16 protein-coding genes are annotated in these 19,867 nt (G+C 65.3%); 10 read left to right on the top strand and 6 right to left on the bottom strand.

The genetic code is table 11. The features are described 5' to 3' along the window. The first annotated feature begins 648 nt into the window (after window positions 1-648). Window positions 649-1,863: a CAP domain-containing protein gene (locus OCW50_RS17270; RefSeq protein ID WP_262298417.1), complete on the top strand. Its 1,215-nt coding sequence runs from the start codon at window positions 649-651 to the stop codon at window positions 1,861-1,863. Between the two features lie 265 nt (window positions 1,864-2,128). Here the strand turns inward: OCW50_RS17270 and OCW50_RS17265 are convergent, their stop codons facing one another. Both OCW50_RS17265 and OCW50_RS17260 read right to left on the bottom strand, forming a co-directional pair. Next, a complete protein-coding gene (locus OCW50_RS17265) occupies window positions 2,129-2,779 on the bottom strand; it encodes an SOS response-associated peptidase (RefSeq protein ID WP_262298416.1) in 651 nt (216 codons plus the stop codon). A 35-nt stretch (window positions 2,780-2,814) separates the two neighbouring features. Then, window positions 2,815-3,225 (bottom strand): helix-turn-helix domain-containing protein, encoded by a 411-nt coding sequence (locus OCW50_RS17260; protein WP_262298415.1) that lies wholly within the window; start codon window positions 3,223-3,225, stop codon window positions 2,815-2,817. 402 nt (window positions 3,226-3,627) lie between these two features. Between OCW50_RS17260 and OCW50_RS17255 the strand changes: the two genes are divergently transcribed. Then, window positions 3,628-5,865 carry a Tle-like phospholipase domain-containing protein gene (locus OCW50_RS17255; RefSeq protein ID WP_262298414.1) on the top strand — a complete coding sequence of 746 codons (2,238 nt, stop codon included), beginning with the start codon at window positions 3,628-3,630 and terminating at the stop codon, window positions 5,863-5,865. Window positions 5,866-6,579: 714 nt separating this feature from the next. Here OCW50_RS17255 and OCW50_RS17250 read toward each other — a convergent pair. Beyond that, window positions 6,580-6,852 (bottom strand): hypothetical protein, encoded by a 273-nt coding sequence (locus tag OCW50_RS17250; protein WP_262298413.1) that lies wholly within the window; start codon window positions 6,850-6,852, stop codon window positions 6,580-6,582. A gap of 117 nt (window positions 6,853-6,969) precedes the next feature. Next, a complete protein-coding gene (locus OCW50_RS17245; RefSeq protein ID WP_262298412.1) occupies window positions 6,970-7,335 on the bottom strand; it encodes a hypothetical protein in 366 nt (121 codons plus the stop codon). 193 nt (window positions 7,336-7,528) lie between these two features. Between OCW50_RS17245 and OCW50_RS17240 the strand changes: the two genes are divergently transcribed. After that, complete coding sequence (locus tag OCW50_RS17240) at window positions 7,529-7,882, top strand: hypothetical protein (RefSeq protein WP_262298411.1); 354 nt, start codon at window positions 7,529-7,531, stop codon at window positions 7,880-7,882. Window positions 7,883-8,732: 850 nt separating this feature from the next. Here OCW50_RS17240 and OCW50_RS17235 read toward each other — a convergent pair. Further along, entirely contained in the window at window positions 8,733-9,482 is a 750-nt protein-coding gene (locus OCW50_RS17235) for a LexA family transcriptional regulator (RefSeq protein WP_262298410.1), read from the bottom strand. A gap of 134 nt (window positions 9,483-9,616) precedes the next feature. Between OCW50_RS17235 and OCW50_RS17230 the strand changes: the two genes are divergently transcribed. From OCW50_RS17230 to OCW50_RS17220, 3 genes are all read left to right on the top strand, one after another. Next, complete coding sequence (locus OCW50_RS17230; RefSeq protein WP_262298409.1) at window positions 9,617-11,083, top strand: replicative DNA helicase; 1,467 nt, start codon at window positions 9,617-9,619, stop codon at window positions 11,081-11,083. After that, on the top strand, window positions 11,080-12,015 hold the full coding sequence (locus OCW50_RS17225; protein ID WP_262298408.1) for a DUF1376 domain-containing protein: 936 nt from the start codon (window positions 11,080-11,082) through the stop codon (window positions 12,013-12,015). Before OCW50_RS17230 ends, OCW50_RS17225 begins: the two co-directional genes overlap by 4 nt. A 414-nt stretch (window positions 12,016-12,429) precedes the next feature. Next, on the top strand, window positions 12,430-12,984 hold the full coding sequence (locus tag OCW50_RS17220; RefSeq protein ID WP_262298407.1) for a hypothetical protein: 555 nt from the start codon (window positions 12,430-12,432) through the stop codon (window positions 12,982-12,984). A gap of 285 nt (window positions 12,985-13,269) precedes the next feature. Here OCW50_RS17220 and OCW50_RS17215 read toward each other — a convergent pair whose 3' ends face one another. After that, complete coding sequence (locus OCW50_RS17215; protein ID WP_262298406.1) at window positions 13,270-15,195, bottom strand: methyl-accepting chemotaxis protein; 1,926 nt, start codon at window positions 15,193-15,195, stop codon at window positions 13,270-13,272. 409 nt (window positions 15,196-15,604) lie between these two features. Here OCW50_RS17215 and OCW50_RS17210 point away from each other — a divergent pair, with 409 nt between their 5' ends. The 4 genes from OCW50_RS17210 to OCW50_RS17195 are packed head-to-tail and all read left to right on the top strand — an operon-like array spanning window position 15,605 to window position 19,725. Further along, complete coding sequence (locus OCW50_RS17210) at window positions 15,605-16,516, top strand: vWA domain-containing protein (RefSeq protein ID WP_262298405.1); 912 nt, start codon at window positions 15,605-15,607, stop codon at window positions 16,514-16,516. A 31-nt stretch (window positions 16,517-16,547) separates the two neighbouring features. After that, on the top strand, window positions 16,548-17,849 hold the full coding sequence (locus tag OCW50_RS17205; RefSeq protein ID WP_262298404.1) for a protein kinase domain-containing protein: 1,302 nt from the start codon (window positions 16,548-16,550) through the stop codon (window positions 17,847-17,849). Continuing rightward, window positions 17,846-19,141 (top strand): metallophosphoesterase, encoded by a 1,296-nt coding sequence (locus OCW50_RS17200; protein ID WP_262298403.1) that lies wholly within the window; start codon window positions 17,846-17,848, stop codon window positions 19,139-19,141. Before OCW50_RS17205 ends, OCW50_RS17200 begins: the two co-directional genes overlap by 4 nt. After that, a complete protein-coding gene (locus tag OCW50_RS17195; protein ID WP_262298402.1) occupies window positions 19,138-19,725 on the top strand; it encodes a hypothetical protein in 588 nt (195 codons plus the stop codon). Before OCW50_RS17200 ends, OCW50_RS17195 begins: the two co-directional genes overlap by 4 nt. The last annotated feature ends 142 nt before the right edge of the window (window positions 19,726-19,867 follow it).

The following is a 19,867-nucleotide window of genomic DNA, read 5'->3' as shown; positions in this document are numbered from 1 at the left end:
GTGCGAGGGTGGTGTGGCCGGGTGATGACACCCTCCCCACGTCATGGCACCCTCCGCCCTTCCTGGCACCCTCCCCATGTCATGGCCGGCCTTGTGCCGGCCATCCCGATTGGAAGAGCGCGGCGCCTCACAGAAGCGAGATCACCGGGACAAGCCCGGTGATGATGTGGAGGATGATGTTGGCCGCCTGGTCTGACACCCTCTCGCGTCATGGCCGGGCCTCTCGCCGGCCATCCCGATCCGAAGAGCGCAACGCCTCCCGGAAGCGGGATCACCGGGACAAGCCCGGTGATGACGGGGTGAGGGTCAGAGTCCGTATGCTCAAGCCCTTGAGCGGCGCACCGTTGACTGCGCAAAACCGGGTCCCCTTTCTCGCACGGTGCGCTAGAGCATTTTCCGGTGAAGTGGATCCGGTTGACCGTCAAAACATGCGGCTTTGCAAAGACAAGCGATGATTTCACGTGAGGGGAAGCAGCTCTCGACTGCCGACAGGTATCGATGGACGGAAAAAGTCTCCGGTTGGAGCCTATGTTCAAAGAATATCGAGCGTGGTATGCTCATTTGGACTTTTAGTCTGCACGCTATTCTCCGTCTGCAGCCAGTTTCCGGGCCGCTCTGCGTACGCTCGGCTGTACCCTCCTTGAGTTGATGTCGGTGCTCTTGCCAAAGGAAGGCACACCCATGCCAAGGACCAATCCCCGCTGGCCCATTCATCGGTCTTGTCATCAACCCATGTGGAAGCGGCTCTCGCGGCTGGCAGAGGTTGCACTCGTCTGTTTCGCAGCGATGCTCTCCTTTGCGTCGGCGGCTACGGAGTTCACGCCGAGTGGGAGCTCGGGCGGGAATGCGTTTCGCGACGATTGCCCTGCGGGTCAGTTCGTGGTTGGCGCCCGCTACCGGTCGGGGGCATGGCTGGACCAGTTCGCCATTCTGTGCGCGCCGGTGGATGCAGCCGGCATGACGGGTGCGCCAACGCCGGGAACGCCATTCGGAGGAGGTGGAGGAGGCCCAGGCGAGAAAGTCTGCAATCCAGGCTACATCGTCACCGGTGCATTGATCTTGCTGCATCCGGGAAACCAGTTCGTGCACATGATGGACCTCAACTGCCGCTCCACGGTCAGCACGGCACGATACTCGCTGACCAACGTTGGCTCACCCTCCAGCCTGTTCGGCGACGTCGGCCAGTTCTGCCCGGAAGGAGAGGCCGTCACCGGAATCAAGGGCCGGGCCGGCCTGTACCTCGATGCCATCGGAATGATCTGCGGCCCGATCGCCCAGGCGGCTCCCGCGCGCCCGGAGCCGCGCCCGGAGGCCTGTCTCCGGCTGAAGGAGGATCCCGTTCCGGCGCAATGGAAAGACATGCTCGACGCCCATAACGCGCGGCGGGCTCAGCACTGCGTGGCACCGCTCATCTGGTCCAATGAATTGGCGGCGGCGGCCCAGGAATATGCTGGAAAGTGCATCCTCGACACCCATGGCTCGGACGGGGAGAACATGGCGGACGCTTGGGCCGTTGAGAACGGCAGCCCCAAACTGCCCGCCCTATCCGACAAGGAGGCCTTCGAGAGAACCTGGTACTGCGAAGTCAAGAACTATGATTTCGACAATCCCGCGTTCAAGGGCGGGTTCACCTTCGAGTGCAAGGATGTCAATGGACATTTCACGCAGGTCGTCTGGAAGGACACATGCCAGTTGGGGTGCGGTCGCGCGGACTGCGATATCACCGACGCCCAGGGCGTCAAGCATAAGGGAACGCATTGGGTCTGCCGATACAAGCCTCCGGGGAACATGAATACGTCCGATGTCGAGGTTCTGAAGAGCCAGGTGAAGCCGCCGCTTTGCGCGCCTAAACAAGACGGCTGAACAGAAAACCGGTGGGTTGCGATTGTTGATGATTCGCAGGAGGGACCCATCCGGACATTCGTCGCGACAACAGTTTGAGTATGTGGGATTCTGATGACGTGGCACGTAGCAATTGCTCAAGGCTCAGCCTTTGAGGTTTGCAAGACCTTGGCTCATAACCGTGATCCAATCATTAGAGCTGCTTCCCCTCACGTGGAATCATCTCTTGTCTTTGCCGAGCCGCATCTTTTGACGGTGAACCGGATCCACTTCACCGGAAAATGCTCTAGACTGTTTCCGGTTGGTCAGATCTTTGGCCTTCCGCGACGATCTCCAGCAGGTCATCGGGGAGGGGGCGCTGCAGCTTCAATGCTTCCTCCGCGGGTGCGGTCAGCCAGACCTCGTATTCCTCCGGGCTGGTGAGGATCACAGGCATCGCCTTCGGGTGAATCGGCTCGACGACACTGTTTGGCTCACAGGTCAGGAAGGAGTAGAGCAGGTGCTCGCCCTCGACCGGATCGGCCTTCGTGCCGCGCACGCCCGTCCAGGGGCGCCAGATCCCGGCGAAGGCCGCCAGGGGGCGCTCCTTCGACAGGGCGAACCAGATCGGCGTTTTGCGGGGCCGGGTGTCCTTGTATTCGCTGAAGCTGGTGAGCGGCACGAGGCAGCGGTACTGGGGCTTGAGCCAGGCGCGCCAGAAGGGGGACGAGACGTTGCGGACGTTTGTCACCGGCTGGGTGCCGACCTTCGGCGGGGGCGGAAAGCCCCAGCGCATCTGGATCAGTTCGCGCTCGCCATCGTGCATCCTGACCACCGGCGCCATCTGGTCCGGGAAGATCCCGGGAAGGGGCGGCACGTTGCCGGATCTGTCGCGGGCGGCAGCGAAGGCCTTCGCCATGGAGGCCTGGGTCGCGAAGTTGCTATAGAGATTGCACACACGCCGCACTCCGTCCTGATTCCTGAATCTGGATCTTAGCCCTTCTTGGCGGCCTGGGCTTCCTGTAGCCCGCGACCCTTAGGCTTGGCGTCGGTGTCATCGCCGGACCGGTCGCTGGCGAACTCGGCCAAGTCGGAGCAGAGCTGCTGCACCCGCTTCCACTTGCGCGCGGGAATTTTACGGTAAGCGACAAGGAGTTGATGAAGGTCCGCATCTTCGAAGATGGCAGCGTCGACGGATGGGCGATCGAGATCGAGGAGGGTGTCGACGGTCGTGCCGAGCACATGGGCGATTCCGACGAGGCGAGCGGCCGTCACCCGATTGATGCCCTTCTCGTACTTCTCGACCTTCCGAAACGTAATTTCCAACGCGCCTGCGAGCCGTTGCTGGCTCATGCCGACGGCAATGCGCCGGGCCCGGACCCGGGTGCCGATCGTCTGGTCCATTGGGGTGGCAGCCTTCTTTCCCCTTAGCCGAGCATGGCAGAGGTTCCACCGAGAAAGCAACAGAATTGCAGAGAGATCTATTATCGGGCGGTCCGGGCTACTTGGAGCCCTCGTGCCGCCTCAAGGATGGCCTCAGCCGCCACCGCGTCCCGGATCCCGACGAACCAGCTCGCTACCGTTATTCGTTCTCGTTACTAGTACCATTGCGGATCTGCTTCGTGCTCGTGACAGTCCCACGTCCACTTTCAATTCTTGAGGCTTGTTCGTTCGGCCTTCGAGCTTGAGTGCCGTCCCGGTTGAGGTAGCTCCTAAGGTTTTGGCTGCACGACCCCTAACCCATTGGGGTAGATGCTTTGATCAAAAGATACGATAAGCTGGAAACTTCGGACGGGAGGAAGGCCGATGGCTGACTATACTTGGTCCTTTGGTTCGTATACCGCCCGCCAAGTTGGCGACTGGATATCCGATATTGACGACGACGGATATGAGATTAATACCCTTGCCACGTTACAGTACACGGCGGACGGAACTAACTATGTTACCGTTTCGGACGACGTAATCTGGTCTGCATCTGTTAACGGACGATATCTTTTATACTGGACTACTGACGACCGCTGGCTGCGGTGGGGTGTAATTGGTCGGCCCGCCGGCGAAGATCCTTTAGGCTGGCACTCAACCTCTTATTATTATGATTTTCCGGACAAGCTGTGGCTCTACGATACGAGTACCGAGACAACAACCCAAGTCGGCACTCTACAAGTATCGAACCGATATGAAGAGGATTGGCTGCTCGCGAAATATCGTACATGGGCTGACAACGGACAGTCGATGTTAATTGAACATCAAGATAATTCTGCAGAGATCATTGGTTATTACGGAGATTCTGATAATAGGCCCCATGTTTACGATCATTATTTCAACTATAAGGCTGGCGGAGTATATTGGTCAGAGTTGGAAGAGTGGGAGACAAATCAGTCTCTTGTAAGACAGGAGATCGTAGTAGGAGCAAGCCTATTTACTGACAAAGACAATATTAGTGATAACGTCGATTTCAACAACCTCACCGAACCTCAGAAGAAAGCCATCGCCGAAGGGGCAGACGCCTATAGTGCCCTTAGAGGTAACGATAGTGTACGGCTTCCTAACACCCCGGCGGCAGCGGCTAGCGCAAAATTCGCCTTGGGAAGCTTGTTCACGGGCGGTGCAGGAAACGATACTGTAATTGGGGGAGCCCTCGATGATTGGATTGAGGGCGGTGAGGGCAACGACAGTCTGTCAGGTGGATTAGGCAAGGACACAGCTTCGCTAAAGGGACGACCAAGCGACTATCGATTCGTCGATGATCTTGCGTCCGGGACAACTACGATAAACCATGATGCGACAGGTGATGTTGACATCATTGATACTTTCGAAAGCTTCAAGTTCGACGATCCACTGGGCACCAATAGTGTTGTCATCAAAAATGTCTATCTAGAGATGGCCCGGCTTTCGGTACAGGCTTACCGAGATACTCCGATTAGTTCAGCATGGCGACCGCTTCATGCGCACGAAATGGATCTGCCGATTAAAGACGAGAATGGTCGGTGGACTCTAGCCAACGGGATATTCAAGTCAGGCGATGGATCCGCAGTCGCTCATATTTACGCAGCGAAGGTTGATGGTAAAGATGTTATAGCACTGGCATTCCGTGGCACTGATGGATTGAACGCTAAAGATATTGCTGCTTGGAACCGCTTCGGGATTGAAAGCTATTACTCGAAATTTAGACCCTTGGTCGACGCGCTAAAATCCTACGTTGTGAAGAATGACATTGATCAGGTATTTGTGACTGGACACAGCCTTGGAGGAGCTGTTGCGCAGCGTTTTATGATTGAGTCGGCTGTTACAGACGAAAAGTACGTCGCAGCTACATTCGGATCGATCGGATTCGCGTCATCGCGCAATGATCCTCGCATCATTCATTTTGAGCATACCGATGACGTCGCCCGTAACATCGTAAATCCGTCGAAAGAACTGCAGGGAGAGATTGTCCGCATCTCTTCTGACGTCGGAGATGGTCGCTTCAGTGTCGCCGAACATGATAAACTTCTCTACCTAGAGAGTATGGCGAACTTCGTCCTGGCTGGATCTGAAATGCCAGACTTTATGAATCTCAAGAAGCATCGCCCGGATCACTCCTCACAATGGGCAGTCGGCGACGAACAAAATAACCGCTTGGCTGGGGACGATGACGAGAAAGATAATCTCAATGAGACACTTCTCGGCCTCGCCGGGAACGATCGCCTTGACGGTGGACTGGGTCGCGACACCTTGAGCGGCGGTGCAGGTAAGGACATGTTCCGTTTTGACGACAAGGACACCGGCGCCACTAGAAAAGCAGCCGACTATATTTTGGACTTCGATGGCAGGCTTGGAGATCGTCTCGACCTCCGTCCTATGGATGCCAACATTGCAGTGAAGGGCGACCAGAAATTTACGTTTATTGGGGAGAAGACTTTTTCGGGGGCGGGCCAAGTGCGTTACACGAACACCAAGGCAGATACGTGGGTGTATCTAAATACTGACATAGATCTGCAGCCTGAAGCCATCATCCATATCAAGGGCGGTATGGACTTGTCCAAGGGCTGGTTCATGCTTTGAGGGCTATGTAGCCTCAATTGATAGAAGCCATGAATGACAATAGCATATTGTCAAGCTCAACAAGGTTGACTGTCGCTAGCTGATTTGGACTCGAACCTGTTAATTCTGAGGATAACGTTGACAGTTTAGTCGCTAGCGCAACCTGGTGAGGGGAACCCCCAAAAGCCCAAGTAGTTCAGCGGGCCAAGATTGCCCCCGGTGCGCTCTCAACTTATTGATTTCATTGGCATAGGCAGTCCCGCCCCTGGGCACCACTTTTCCCTTCAGCTCGCTGGTTCTAAGTTACTTCTCGAAAGTGGGACCCGGCTTCGACCCCCGAAGCCCTGGCAGCCAGCCGCTTTTGCTCCGCCGCGCGTATCGCGATCCCCCTCTTTCGACATCGAGCGTCCGCGCTCCGCCGGCCGTGCCGCCGTGCCAACCGCCACGTCATCACCGGGCTCGTCCCGGTGATCCCGCTTCCGTAAGGCGCCGCGCTTCACCTTATCGGGATGGCCGGCACAAGGCCGGCCATGACGTGCGGAGGGTGGCGGGAAGGGCGGAGGGTGTTGTGACCCGCTCACACCACCCTCCACGTCATCACCGGGCTTGTCCCGGTGATCCCGCTTCTGTAGGGCGCGGCGCTCTTCCGATCGGGATCGCCGGCACAAGGCCGGCCATGACGTGAGAGGGTGGCAGGATGGCCGGCACAAGGCCGGCCATGACGGGGGGAGGGTGTCAGTGGTGAACCGTCCGCTTCTTGGTCTTGGCGTGCTGGCGGTGGACCGAGCCCGTGTTCTGCGGGATCCCGAGCACACCCTTCACGCCGCCCGCGACACCGCCCGCGACGCCGCCGACCGCGCCGCCCACGGCGCCGCCGACGGGACCGGCGGCCCGATTGCCGACGGCCGCGCCTTGCTCAGCCCCCCGGACGATGCCTTGCGCTTGCACGGCGGCGGGCATCGACAGGGCGGCGAAGCCGATCGCGGAAAACAGAACATAGGCTTTCATGGCGTTTGCTCCTCGTCTTGCAGAGGAAACAAACCCCATCGGGGAGGGAGGTTCCCTGAGGGAGGTTCCACAAGCCTGGCCCCGACGGGATGCGGCCGGGCGCGCGGGGCGCCGCCGTCACTCCGCCGCGTCATCCCTGAAGGCGATGCCGTTCTGCCAGAGCAGCCGGGCGACCGGCTCGCAGGGCGGCGTCCCGGCGCGGTCCAGGTGCCGGGCGACCCGCTCGAGGACCGCCTGGGTCTCGTCCTCCATGATCCGGCTGTCCGGGTCGCAGCGGTAGATCGCCGTGACGTCGCCGGTGTCGTACTGGCCCTCGGCGATCATCCGCACGACGGTGTCGAGATCCGCCTGCGCCAGGTCCGTCTCGTGGATGAAGGTCTGCCGCTTCCACCGGCTCTCGACCAGGTAGAAGCCGGCGCGCCAGGGCGGCGGCGCCACGGGGCCGAGGGCGGCGGCGAGGACCGGATGAGGGGTGCTGGGCATGGGGCCGTCCCGCGTGAGGAGGATTTATGCATAATGCATCAACGGTCCCTGGTCAATGCGCAGTGCATCGGACCTGTTGCGCAGGGCCCGGGCGCCGGGCCACGCCCTGTGGAGAAGTGTGGATCGTTATCATATGACTCGACTCCTGGTTGATCGCCGGCCAACATGAACGCAACAGGAACAAGAGGTCCCCATGCAGCATCGGAAAGGGGCCGGCGAACTGCGCCGCGCCTGGGCCCTGGACATCTTCTGCGAGGATTGCGGCCACACGCGGCGCTTCCAGCGGCGCGACCTGCTGGAGCTGGAGACGGAGGGTTTCCGCACGTTCCAGCACCTCGCCGCGAAGCTCGTGTGCAAGCACTGCCGGGAGCGGCAGGGGCATGGGCCAGGGCAGGGGCAGGGGCGCTGGCAAGGGCAAGGGCAAGGGCAGGGGCAAGGGCGCTGGCAAGGGCAGGGCCACAACGTCACCCTCAGGCCGCGCTGGTTCAAGCCCGCGCGGCCTGAGGGTGACGCCCGCAGGAGCCTGCCTCACCTCGTCCCGTCCTGAGCGGCACCCTCCTCGTCATGGCCGGCCCTGTGCCGGCCATCCCGATGCGGTGAGGCGCGGCGCCGCTCATATCGGGATCACCGGGACGAGCCCGGTGATGACGTGGAGGGTGGTGTGAACCGGTGATGACGTGGAGGGTGCGGCGGGCCGGTGCTGCTCCCTCCACATGTCATGGCACCCTCCGCCCTTCCCGCCACCCTCCGCACGTCATAGCCGGGCTTGTCCCGGCCATCCCGATCGGAAGGGCTCGGCGCCTCTCGTATCGGGATCACCGGGACAAGCCCGGTGATGACGTGGAGGGTTGTATAGGCGGGTGATGACTCCCTCCCACGTCATGGCCGGCCTTGTGCCGGCCATCCCGATTGTCTCGAGCGCGGTGCTTCACCGTAGCGGGATCACCGGGACAAGGCCGGTGATGACGGGGAGGGGGTGGCCAGGGCCGGAGCGAACACCCTCCACGTCATGGCACCCTCCGCCCTTCCCGCCACCCTCCGCACGTCATGGCCGGCCTTGTGCCGGCCATCCCGATTGTCTTGAGCGCCGTGCTTCACCGGATCGGGATCACCGGCACAAGGCCGGTGATGACGTGAGAGGGTGGTGTGAGCGGGTGCGAACACCCTCCGGCGTCATGGCACCCTCCGCCCTTCCTGCCACCCTCCGCACGTCATGGCCGGCCTTGTGCCGGCCATCCCGATAAGGTGAGGCGCGGCGCCCTACGGAAGCGTGATCACCGGCACAAGGCCGGTGATGACGTGGAGGGGGTGGCCAGGGCCGGTGATGACGTGGAGGGGGTGGTCAGGGCCGGCCTTGGGGCGGGCGGCACGAGGCCGGCGGTGGGGCGGTCGGCGGGTCAGATGCCCAATAGCTCGTCCGTCGGAATGACCCGGTGCAGGCTCTTGATCTCCTGCCGGTCGAACTCGATCTCCTTCCGGGGATTGAACTGCTCCACGATCACCTTGGTGGGCGTCTGGCGCACCAGGCGCTTGATGAAGCCCTTGCCGGGCTCGCCGTCGTCGCCCTGGAGCTCCACGACCACGTAATCCATGGGGCGCGGCGGCCGGTGCGGATCCACGTAGAGGCGCTCGCCGGGCTCGTATTTGGGGTCCATGCTGTCGTTCTGCACATAGAGCACATAGACGTCCTTCCGGCCCTGGATGCCGGGCGGCCGGGGCTCGTACCCGATGGTCTGCCCGTTGAACCGGAAATCCCCGTCCCGGTCGCCGCCGCCGACCGCCGTGCCGTAGGCCGGCACGTTGCGCGGCCCGCCGAAGCCCTTGAAGTGGGGCAGGTCCTCGGCCTTCGAGAGGTCGGTGTCGGGCGGGAGCGGCTCCGCTCTCCCGCGGACGGGCGCCCGGTCCTCGGCCCTGTCCGGACCCGGGATTCCGGCCCGGGGTTCGCCTCTCCCGTAGAGTAGCCATTCCGCCGAGACCTTGTAGAAATCGGCATAGCGCCGCGCCGCGTCGGACGTGATCCCCCGGCTGCCGTTCTCGTGCCCGGCATAGGTCGGAACCGCCATCCCCATCGCGCGCGCCGCCTCGGAGGCGGACGGATAGGCGCTCAGGGTCGCGCGCGCCCAGGCCAAACGTTCGTGTCTTTCCATGGCGGCCATGATGCATGACGCATTTATGCATGTGGCGTTGACTTTTAATGCATTATGCATTTAGATGCGGACCCCAAGCGGACCCCGCGAACCTGCGCGATCCCCGATCCACGCACCACCGGTCGCACAAGCCCATGGCCAACATCCTCTCCTTCGAGCCCTCCCGCCCCGCCGACCGGCATGACCGCCTCCCGCCGGTCAACACGGACGTGGAGATGGAGGTGCTGGCGGCCCTGCTGGCGGCGCCGGCGGAGATCGGCCGGGTTCAGGCCGTCCTGAAGCCGGACTATTTCTTCGAGCAGATCCACCAGGTCACCTACGCGGCGATCCTCGCGATCGCCGAGGCGGACGGCCGGCCGACGGCCGGGCAGCTCTACCAGCGCCTGGGGCCGGCGATCAGCGCCACCGCGGTCGCGGCTGACGTGACCGTGCGCCGGTACCTGGCCGAGCTCGCCCGCATCGGCGGCATGACGGGCGCGCCGCTCCTGACCCATGCCCGCGTGATCCGGGACCTCTACCTGCTCCGGCACGTGGAGGCGATCGGCGCGGAGATCGGGCAGAGGCAGGGCTACGACCCGTGCGCGTTCCTGGACGAGCGCTTCGAGCGGCTCGACGAGCTCCGGGCCCTGCGGATGGACCGGCAGCTCACGACCGCCACCCTGGCGGCCGCGGGAGCCTCCCTCATGGGGCAGATCGACGCCGACCTGACGGGACAGCGCCGCCTCCCGGCGACGACCGGCCTCGCGCGCCTCGACAAGGCGCTCGGCGGCGGCCTGCGCCCCGCGACCCTCACCACGCTGGCGGCCCGCACGAGCATGGGCAAGTCCATCCTCGGCTGCGAGGTGGCGCTGAACGCGGCGCGCCAGGGGCTGGCCGGCCTCTACCACAGCCAGGAAATGGACAAGGACCAGGTCATGGCGCGGTTCGCCTCGTCCTGGCTCGAGCGCCAGGGCCTTCAGATCTCGTTCGCCCGCATGCTGGCGCCGGGCGGGTTGACCGTGGAGGAGGCCGGGCATGTGGCCCAGGCGGTGCGCGAGCTCTCCGGCCTCAGCCTCACGATCGAGGACGGGGGCGGCCGCACGATCCGGGAGATCGCCGCCGCGTCGGAGCGGCTCATGAACGCCTATCTCCGCAAGGGGCTGCGGCCCGGCCCGATCGTCATCGACCACGCCCACATCGTCCGGCCCGGCCGCTCCTACAACCGCGAGGACGAGGGGCTGAAGGAGGTCGCCGACGGGGCGCTGGCGCTGGCCAAGCGCCTGGACGCGCCGGTGCTGCTGCTGGCGCAGTGCAACCGCAACACCGAGAGCCGGGAGGACAAGCGCCCGTCGCTGGCGGACCTGCGCGGCGCCGGCGCCTTCGAGGAGAACTCCGACGCGGTCGTGTTCCTCTACCGGCCGGCCTATTACATCGAGCGCTCGGCCAGGTACCGGGACGGGGACATCGCCACCCAGGACGATTACGAGGCCTGCAAGCACAGCCTCGAGATCATCGTCGACAAGAACCGCGCCGGGCGCTCCAACCAGGTCGTGCGGGCCTGGGTGGACCCCGCCCTCAACGCGGTCCGGGATCTCGACAGCCGGTCGGGGAGGCCCGCATGAAGGGGGAATTCTACCGGATGGAATACGAGGCCTGGGACGAGGGGACGGACGCGCTGACCCTCGAGCAGGAGGCCGCCTACCTGCGTCTGTGCCATCAGATGTACCGCCGTCGGGGGGCCGTCCCCGACAATCCGGCCACCCTCGCGCGCCTCTGGCGCTGCCACCCGAACAAGGCGCGCAAGCTCCTCGGCGACCTCCTGGCCCTGGGAAAGGTCACGCGGACGGAAGGCGGCCTCGCCAACGCCCGGGTGGCGCGGGAGCTGCACCACCGGGGGATCGCCTCGGCGCACAGGGCGGAGGCGGGCAGGACAGGCGGATTGCGCAGCGGCGAGACCCGGCGCAAGTCCCTGACAGGCCACGACCCGGACGAAGCCCCTGCTTCGAGCGGAGCGAACCAGAGAAGAGAAGAGAAGAGCAGAGAAGAGCCGCATCACGCTGAGGGTCCCGAGACGTCGCAACAGCCGCCGGCGCTCGACGACCGAACCTTGGAGGCCGCGCTGCGCGAGGCCGCCGGATTCGACAACGACCCCAGCCCGGGTCTCTTCGTTGTGGGCCCGGTCCATGCCCTCATGGCCGAAGGCTACGACCTCGACCGGCACATCCTGCCGGTGGTGCGCAGCCTGAAGGCGCAGGGGAAGCGCTGGTCGAGCTGGCGCTACATCGTGCCGGCCGTCCGGGAGCACAAGGCCGGGCCGGCCGCCCCGGGGGCCGCGTCGGCCCCGGAGGACCCGGCCAGGATCCGCCGCGGCCTGCTCGCGATGGCCCGGGGGTTCGTCCTCGAGGAGCGCTGGTCGGATGCCTGGGGCCCGCGCCGCGGCGAGCCCGGCTGCCGGATCCCGGACGCGGTCTGGCGCGAGGCGGACGACGCGGCGGACGCGGAGCGGGCCGCCCGGGAGGAGCGACGCCGTGCCGCCGAACCCGCCCATCCCTGACGCCCCGCCGCGCCGGACGCCGGAGCGGGACCACCCTCTCCACGTCATGCTCCACGTCATGGCCGGCCTTGTGCCGGCCATCCCGATCGGAAGGGCGCCGCGCCTCTCGTATCGGGATCACCGGGACAAGCCCGGTGATGACGTGGTGGGTGGCATATCGGGATGCACAACCTTTCCACGTCATGGCCGGGCCTGTCCCGGCCATCCCGATCCGGAAAAGCGCCCCGCCTCAAACCATCGGGATCACCGGCACAAGCCCGGTGATGACGGGGAGGGGTGGGACAGGCCCGGTGATGACGTCGAGGGTGGTGCGCGGCGGATCGGTCCCGAACCCGGGTCCCCTTTTCGCTCACGCGGCCCTTCGGGTCACTGGCGTGGCCCTCCGGGTCACGTCCCATGCACGAGGAACAGACGATGAAGGCGCGGAAGATCGCGAAGCTCGGTCGGCAGCGGGCCAAAGGGGAACGCGAGCCCAACGGGCGCTTGAGCCGCGCCGTCAAGGCGGAGCTGGACGCCCGGAGCCCGAACGAGGTGAAGCGCCTGCGGGACGCGGCTCTGCTCGGGATGCGCGACCCCCTGTGGGGCACGGAGATCGGGCGGCTCTTCCTGGGCAACCGCATCGACGCCCGGCACTACGAGGCCGGCAAGCGGTGGGCGAACCTGGTGGAGAGCTGGCGCCGGGACCAGGGGCTGGCCGCCCTGGCGCCCCGGTCGGGCCTCGCCGCGCTCCCCATCGGGGCCCGGGGCCCGGACCGCAGCCAGGATCCGACCGCGGCCGCCCGGTCGCGGCGGCTCGCGGACGCGCTGAGCGACGCCCGGGACGCCCTCGACGCCGCCGGCTTCCTGGAAAGCCGCATTGTCCGGGATTGCTGCGAGCAGAACGCCCCGGTGGTGGGCCTGAGCGAAATCCGCCGGCTCCGCGACGGGCTCGACGCCCTGGCGGAGCACTGGCGCATCTCCAGCGCCTAGCGCGTCGGGCAACGGGAGGGGGCCATGACGGGGAGGGTGGCAGGACCGGCCTTTGCCACCGTCTCCCCGTCACCACCCGCTCACACCACCCTCTCACGTCATCACCGGGCTCGTCCCGGTGATCCCGATTCGGAGAAGCGCCGCGCTTCACCTTATCGGGATGGCCGGCACAAGGCCGGCCATGACGTGGAGAGGGTGGCGGGATGGCCGGCACAAGGCCGGCCATGACGTGGGGAGGGTGGCGGGACGGGCGGTGGGGGCCATGACGTGCCCCTCCCTCGACTCTTACGCGGCCTTCACGCCGTGGAGGAAGGTGGCGACCTCCCGGCCGAGATCGTTGGAGTGGCGCGCCAGTTCCTGCGCGGCTCCCAGCACCTGGGACGCCGCGGCGCCTGTCTCGCCGGCGCCCTGCTGCACGTCCGCGATGCTGCCGGTGACAGCTTCCGTGCCCCGCGCCGCTTCCTGCACGTTGCGGGCGATCTCCGCGGTGGCGGCGCCCTGCTCCTCCATGGCGGCGGCGATCGAGGTCGAGATCTGGCTCATCTCGGTGATGGTGCGCGCAATCTCCTGGATGGCCGCCACCGTCTGGCCGGTCGCCTGCTGCACCGAGCCGATCTGCTGCGAGATCTCCTCGGTGGCCTTGGCGGTCTGCGTCGCCAGATCCTTCACCTCCGAGGCCACGACCGCGAAGCCCTTGCCGGCTTCGCCCGCGCGCGCCGCCTCGATGGTGGCGTTGAGCGCCAGCAGGTTGGTCTGGCCCGCGATGGTGTTGATCAGCTGCACCACGTTGCCGATCTTCTCGGCGGAGGCTGCGAGCTCCTGCACGGTGGCGCTGGTGCGCTGGGTGCCGGCCACCGCCTTCTCGGCCACCGCCGAGGACTGCGCCACCTGGCTGGCGATCTCGCGGATCGAGATCGACAGCTCCTCGGTGGCGGCCGCCACCGTCTGCACGTTGGCCGAAGTCTGCTGCGCCGCCGAGGCCACGGTGACAGACCGGTTGGTGGTCTGATCGGCCACATGGGTCATGCTCTCGGCCGTCGCCTCCATCTCGGTGGCGGCCGAGGACAGGCCCTGGGTCAGCGACGAGACGTTGAGCTCGAAGCGCCTGGTGAGTTGGTCCAGAGCCTCGGCACGGCGTGTCTTGGCATCGGCCTCGAGGGCGGCGCGGGCATCGGCGTCCTTCTTGGCGATCAAGGCATCCTTGAACACCTGCACGGCCGCCGCCATGGCGCCGATCTCGTCCTTTCGCTCGCCGCCCGGCACCCGAACGTTCAGATCGCCGTCGGCCAGCTGCTTCATGGCCCCGGTCATCTGGTTGATCGGGCGCGCGACGAGACGATGGATCAGGACGCCGAGGAGGGCGAGCATCAGAGCCACTGCGCAAACCGTCGCGATGGCGGCCGACATCCGGAACGCCGCGAGATTGGCATAAGCCTTGGCGCTGTCGATGGACAGGCCCACGTACCACTTCACCGACGGCAGGCCGGAAATCTCGAGGAACGTGACGATCTGCTCGTGCCCGTCCTGAATCGTCTCGCTGAGCTGGCTCGAGATCCGGGGCGTCCCGGCCGGGTAGATCTCGTTCAGCGTCTTGTTGATGAGATCCTTGTTCGGGTGAACGAGGATCTTGCCGTCGGCGCTCATGAGGAAGGCCTTGCCCATGCCGCCGAGATCCATGGCGCCGATCATCTGCACCAGGGCATCGAGGTTCATGTCGGCGCCGGCAACGCCCACGAAGGCGCCGCTTTTCTGAACCGGCGTCGCCATCGACAGGATCAGCTTCTTCGTCGAGGCATCGACATAGGGCTCGGTCAGCGTGCTGGCGCCTGCCGCGACAGCGTCCTTGTACCAAGGCCGCGTGCGCGGGTCATAGTCCTTCGGCATGTCGGAGGGCGGCCACATGGTGAAGCGGCCATCCTTCTCGCCGAGGTAGGTGGACTGGAAGCTGTCGACGAAGATCTTCTGCTGCAGGAGAGACAGGACCTGCGAGGACTCGCCGAAATTGGCCACGCCCTGAGCGACGCTCTGGTTCAGGGCAACCCGTCCGCCCAGCCAGTTCCCGATGCTGTCCGATGTGGCGGATCCCACATTGGTCAGGTAGCGCTCGATCTCCGAGCGCGTGGCCTGCCGCTGGAAAGAGTCGTTGTAGAGGGAAAACGCGGAGAATGCTCCGACAACCGTCAATGCAGCAGCGAGCAAGATGCGCAGCATGAGAGATGAGCGACGGGACGATGAACCAGACTGAACGGACGATAACACAGGATTGCCCCAGGAATATTTGTATAGTGATTGTCATGCCGCCGGCATGAACTCCCCAATCCTCATATGAGCCAACAATTAACGATGTTTATCCTTGTTCATGGGTTTCTGTCACAAGGCCGGCCATGACGTGGAGGGTGGTGTGACCCGGTGCGAACACCCTCCCACTGTCATCACCGGGCTCGTCCCGGTGATCTCGATACGGTGAAGCGCCGCGCCCTTCCGATCCCCGGCGGCTTGCCCGGGCGGGCTTCCATCTCCGAGCGCCTCGAGCGCAGCCGGGAACTTCGGTCTGGCCGCCCTGTTGTCGGAGTGCTCGGCGCGTGGCCGAGACCAAGGTGACGCCAAGCGGAGCTGACGCATGAGTGATATGGAGCATTCCGACCAGACGACCCCAGCGAACCCGCCTTCGTCGGAAACGACAAGTTCCACGGAAGCGGCGGTCGGAACGCCCGCGGAAGCGACCGGATCCACGCCGGATGTCTCGACGCAGACGGCTCGTGGCGAAAGCGCGACGGCCGAGGTCGCCGCTCCGCCCGGCGTGCAGGAGCGTCCGAAGACCAAGGGCGTGGCCGACATCGTCTTCCTCGTCGACGTCAGTGGCAGCATGTCGCCCTGCATCGATGCGCTCCGCCGGAACATCGAGGCCTTCATCGACTCCCTGAGCCGGGGCGATGCCAACAACGCCGCCCCCGTGAGGGACTGGCGCGGCAAGGTCGTCGGTTATCGCGACATCGAAGCGGCCCAAGGGGAGGGGCTGCCCTGGATCGTCGATCATCCGTTCGTGCGCGATGCCGGAGCCCTCAAGGCGCAGCTCGGCGCCTTGCAGGCGAACGGCGGCGGCGACGAGCCGGAATCGCTTCTCGACGCGCTCTACAAGGTTGCCGCCATGGAGGCGGTGCCGAAGGGTTCCCAGACCGAGGATCCGGCGAAATGGCGCTACAGGAGCGATGCGGCCCGCGTGGTCATCGTCTTCACCGATGCGTCGTTCAAGGAAACCATGAGCCTTCCCGAGGCGAAGGGCGGCTCGCTCCAGGATGTGGCGAACCTGGTCATGGCCAATCGCATCATCCTCAGCCTCTTCGCCCCGAACTTCGAGGGCTACGATCGCCTGAGCCAGATCGACAAGTCGGAATGGGAGGTCGTGGAGTACGAAGGCCTGAACCCGCAGGAGGCCTTGCAGAAGTTCACGTCCGATCCGGTCAATTTCCGCAACACCCTGAAGCAGCTGGCCGCCAGCGTCTCGCGCTCGGCCGCCACCGTGGCGCTGTAGGGACACCGCCTTGTCACAGTGAGCGTAAGCCATGGCCAAGAAGCTGAAGGTCGGTGATCGGATCCGGCAGTACCGTGTCACGAAGGTCTTCGGGCCGGGCATGATGGCGATCTCCTATGGCGCCGAGGGACCGACAGGAGAGAAGGTCTTTCTGAAGCAGTACAAGTCTCCCGCTCCGACGGTCGTCTGGTACAAGGCCTTCGTCGACTACCAGAACGAGCTCGGAGCCCGCGTCCGGACCGGGCGGGCGGCGCAGTTCGCGGTGCGCCAGGTGGACGCGTTCGAAGAGGTCTGGGGCGGCCCCTGCTACTTCCAGGCCTTCGAGTTCGTCGAGAACGGCGCCGACCTCCAGCACATGCTCGACGAGGAGCGGGAGCAGCATCGCCGCACCAAGGCGCCGGCCACCCAGAACCCCGCCGTCTGGGCCCGTCACGTCACCTGGGCCAAGGTCTTCATGACCGGAATGGCGGCTTTGCACGAATCCAGGATCGTCCATGCCGATCTGAAGCCGGCGAATGCCTATCTGATCCAGGATCCGACCATCGGCGCCGGCTACCAGCTCAAGCTGATCGACATGGACTTCTCGCTCCTGGCGGACCGCCGTGCGCCCTGGCATGGCCATCAGGGCTATGTCGGCACCGACAATTACCGCTCGCCCGAGCACATGACCCGAGGCGGCGTGCCGGGGCTTGCCTCGGATGTCTTTACCTGCGGGCTGATGCTCTACGAGCTTCTCGCCGGCTATCATCCCTACTGGGTCGAGGACCAGGCGGAATATGCCAGGCTCGTCCAGAGCCATGCCGCCAGACCTCCGGCGCTGGCCGGATCGATGCCGGCGCCGGCGAGCAATGCCGAGGTCAGCGCCTTCCTGCACCGCTGCCTTGCCCCGGACCCCGCCGCGAGACCGACGGCCGCGGAGCTGCGGGCTGTTCTGAGCGGGCGCGGCGCAGGGTCGTCCGCCGGCCAGGAAGGCACGGCAGCGGGCGACGGCGCTCCGCAGGCCGCCGCCGAGCCGATCCTGTCCGACAGGATCGAGCTGCTCGGCCCCGACGGACGCTCGCTGAAGATCGGGGTCAGGACGGAGCTCGGAAAAGCCCTGGTGCGGCCGTTCGGGCCGGACAGCGAGTTCTGGGACAGCCGCCAATGTGTCCTGGAACGCCAATCCGGGCGGCAATGGGTGATATCGCCCGTGGCCGGCACGACCAATGAAACGCTCGTGAACGGCGCCGCGCTCACGGCGCCTCGCCCGCTCCGGCAAGGCGACCGGATCGCTGTCGGACGCCAGGCCAAAGGCATCGTCAAGATGCCGCTCACCGCGCGGGCCCTCCCATGAGCGTCCCCGGCGAACCCGAAGCGCCTGAGCCTGTTCCTCCGGGCGAGAAGCCGGAGGAGCGGGGGGCGGAATCGACGATGGCCGGCGTTCCCAAGGATGACCCCGCAGCGCAGGATCCCGCGCAACCGCCGGATGCTCCCGGGGCGGATGCTCCCGGGCCGGCGCCGATTGCCGTCGTGGCGTCCCCTCCCGTCGAGATCGTGGAGGTCGAACGGCTGGACTGGCAGGCTGTCCGCGATGCAGCCGACCCGTCCGCCATCCGGTCCAACATGCGAGCCACGGTGGAGCGGATGGAGGCGCTGCTCGACAAAGCCGATGGACCCGGCCTGCTGTTCGACAAGGACCGCTCCGATCCCACCGACAAGGCCATCCGGATCTCCGACCTGGACGCCGGAAGCCCGCTGTGGATCATCGGTGATCTGCACGGCGATCTTCTGGCGCTCGAGGCCGCGCTGGCGGCGATGCGCGATCCGGCGCTCGAACCCGGCGGGGGCCGGCCGCCACGGATCGTGCTTCTCGGCGATCTCTTCGACGATGGAGGGTTCGGGCTCGACGTTCTTCTGCGGGTGTTCGAGCTGATCGGGGACGCCCCGGATCGGGTGTGCCTGATCGCGGGCAACCACGACGAGGCGCTCTCCTATGACGGCGTGCGGTTCGCCTCGAGCGTGATCCCGTCGGACTTCGCGGATTTCCTGAACGCCCATCTCGCGCATGAATGGATCGAGCGGGCCGGCAAGGTGGCCGTCCGTCTGTTCGCGCGTGCTCCGCGGGCGCTCTTCTTTCCCGACGGTCTCCTGGTGGCCCATGGCGGCTTCCCGCTGGTGGATCTGCATGCGCGGCTCGCCGACACGGGAGATTGGAACGATCCGCAATGCCTGTCGGACTTCGTGTGGACCAGGGCGCATCCGAAAGCCCGCAAGAAGCTCCCGAACCGCTTCTCGCGGGGAAGTCAGTTCGGGTACGAGGACTTCGCGGCTTTCTGTGACCTGAGCACCGGCCTGGGGCGTCCCGTCACGCACATGGTGCGCGGCCACGATCACGTCGAGGAGAGATACGCCGCCTATCCGGCCTACCGGACGCACCCGGTGCTGACGACCGTGGCCCTCTCCCGCCGCCTGAGCCGTGAGAGCTTCGGTCCTTACGAGCGCGTTCCCACCATGGCGCAATTCGTCGAAGGAAGGCTCCCGCGGATGTACCGGCTGCATATTCCCGCGGACATGATCCGCGAGGTCTATCCGGAGCCTGCCCCCGGCGGCCCCGAGCGTGAAACGATCGAGGAACCTCATCGATGACCGGCGTCATTCTGCGTTGCCCGAACTGCGGGACCTCGAAGGCGACCCCTGGCGAATGCGAAGCCTGTCACGAGGCGCAGGTCCGCTATTACTGCACGAACCACAAGCCCGGGCGCTGGCTCGATGCCTCCGTGTGTCCGGAATGCGGCGCGACGTTCGGCGATCCGGTCCGTCCGGCCGCAAGGCCGGTTCCGCCCGCCACCCCGCCCCGTCCACGGATCACGGTCTCGCCCGCCGCGCCGCCGCGCGCCGATCCTCCGCCACCGCGTCCGAGAACCGGCGCCACGCCCTGGGGCCGCAGGGAACGGGAGAGACCTCCCGGTCCGGACCCAAGCGCAAGCGACGAGGGCGCGGCGGTGCGCGACATGCGGACCGCAAGAATGCTGGAGATCCTCAGGGCTGCGTCCCGTGCCGGCCGTCTGTCCCGGGGAGCGCCCTATGCCACCCCCGAGGCGCCGCCGGTCGGAGCGGCTTTGGGCGGCTGCCTGATGCGCTTCGTCATCCTGGCGATGGTCCTGCTCGTCGGCTTTTTCCTGATGCTCTCGCTCGTCGGTGGATCCCTGCTCGGCGGCTATTACTACTGAAGCGCTGAGCGGATGTGCGAGGCGTGCTCCCACCACCCTCCACGTCATCACCGGCCCTTGCCACCTTCTCCACGTCATCACCGGGCTTGTCCCGGTGATCTCGATACGAGAGGCGCTGCGCTTTTCCGTATCGGGATGGCCG

The sequence above is a fragment of the Microvirga sesbaniae genome (assembly GCF_025460805.1).
Lineage (GTDB): Bacteria > Pseudomonadota > Alphaproteobacteria > Rhizobiales > Beijerinckiaceae > Microvirga > Microvirga sesbaniae.
The sequence above is the reverse complement of the archived record's forward strand: the minus strand, read 5'-3'. Positions and strand labels throughout refer to the sequence as shown.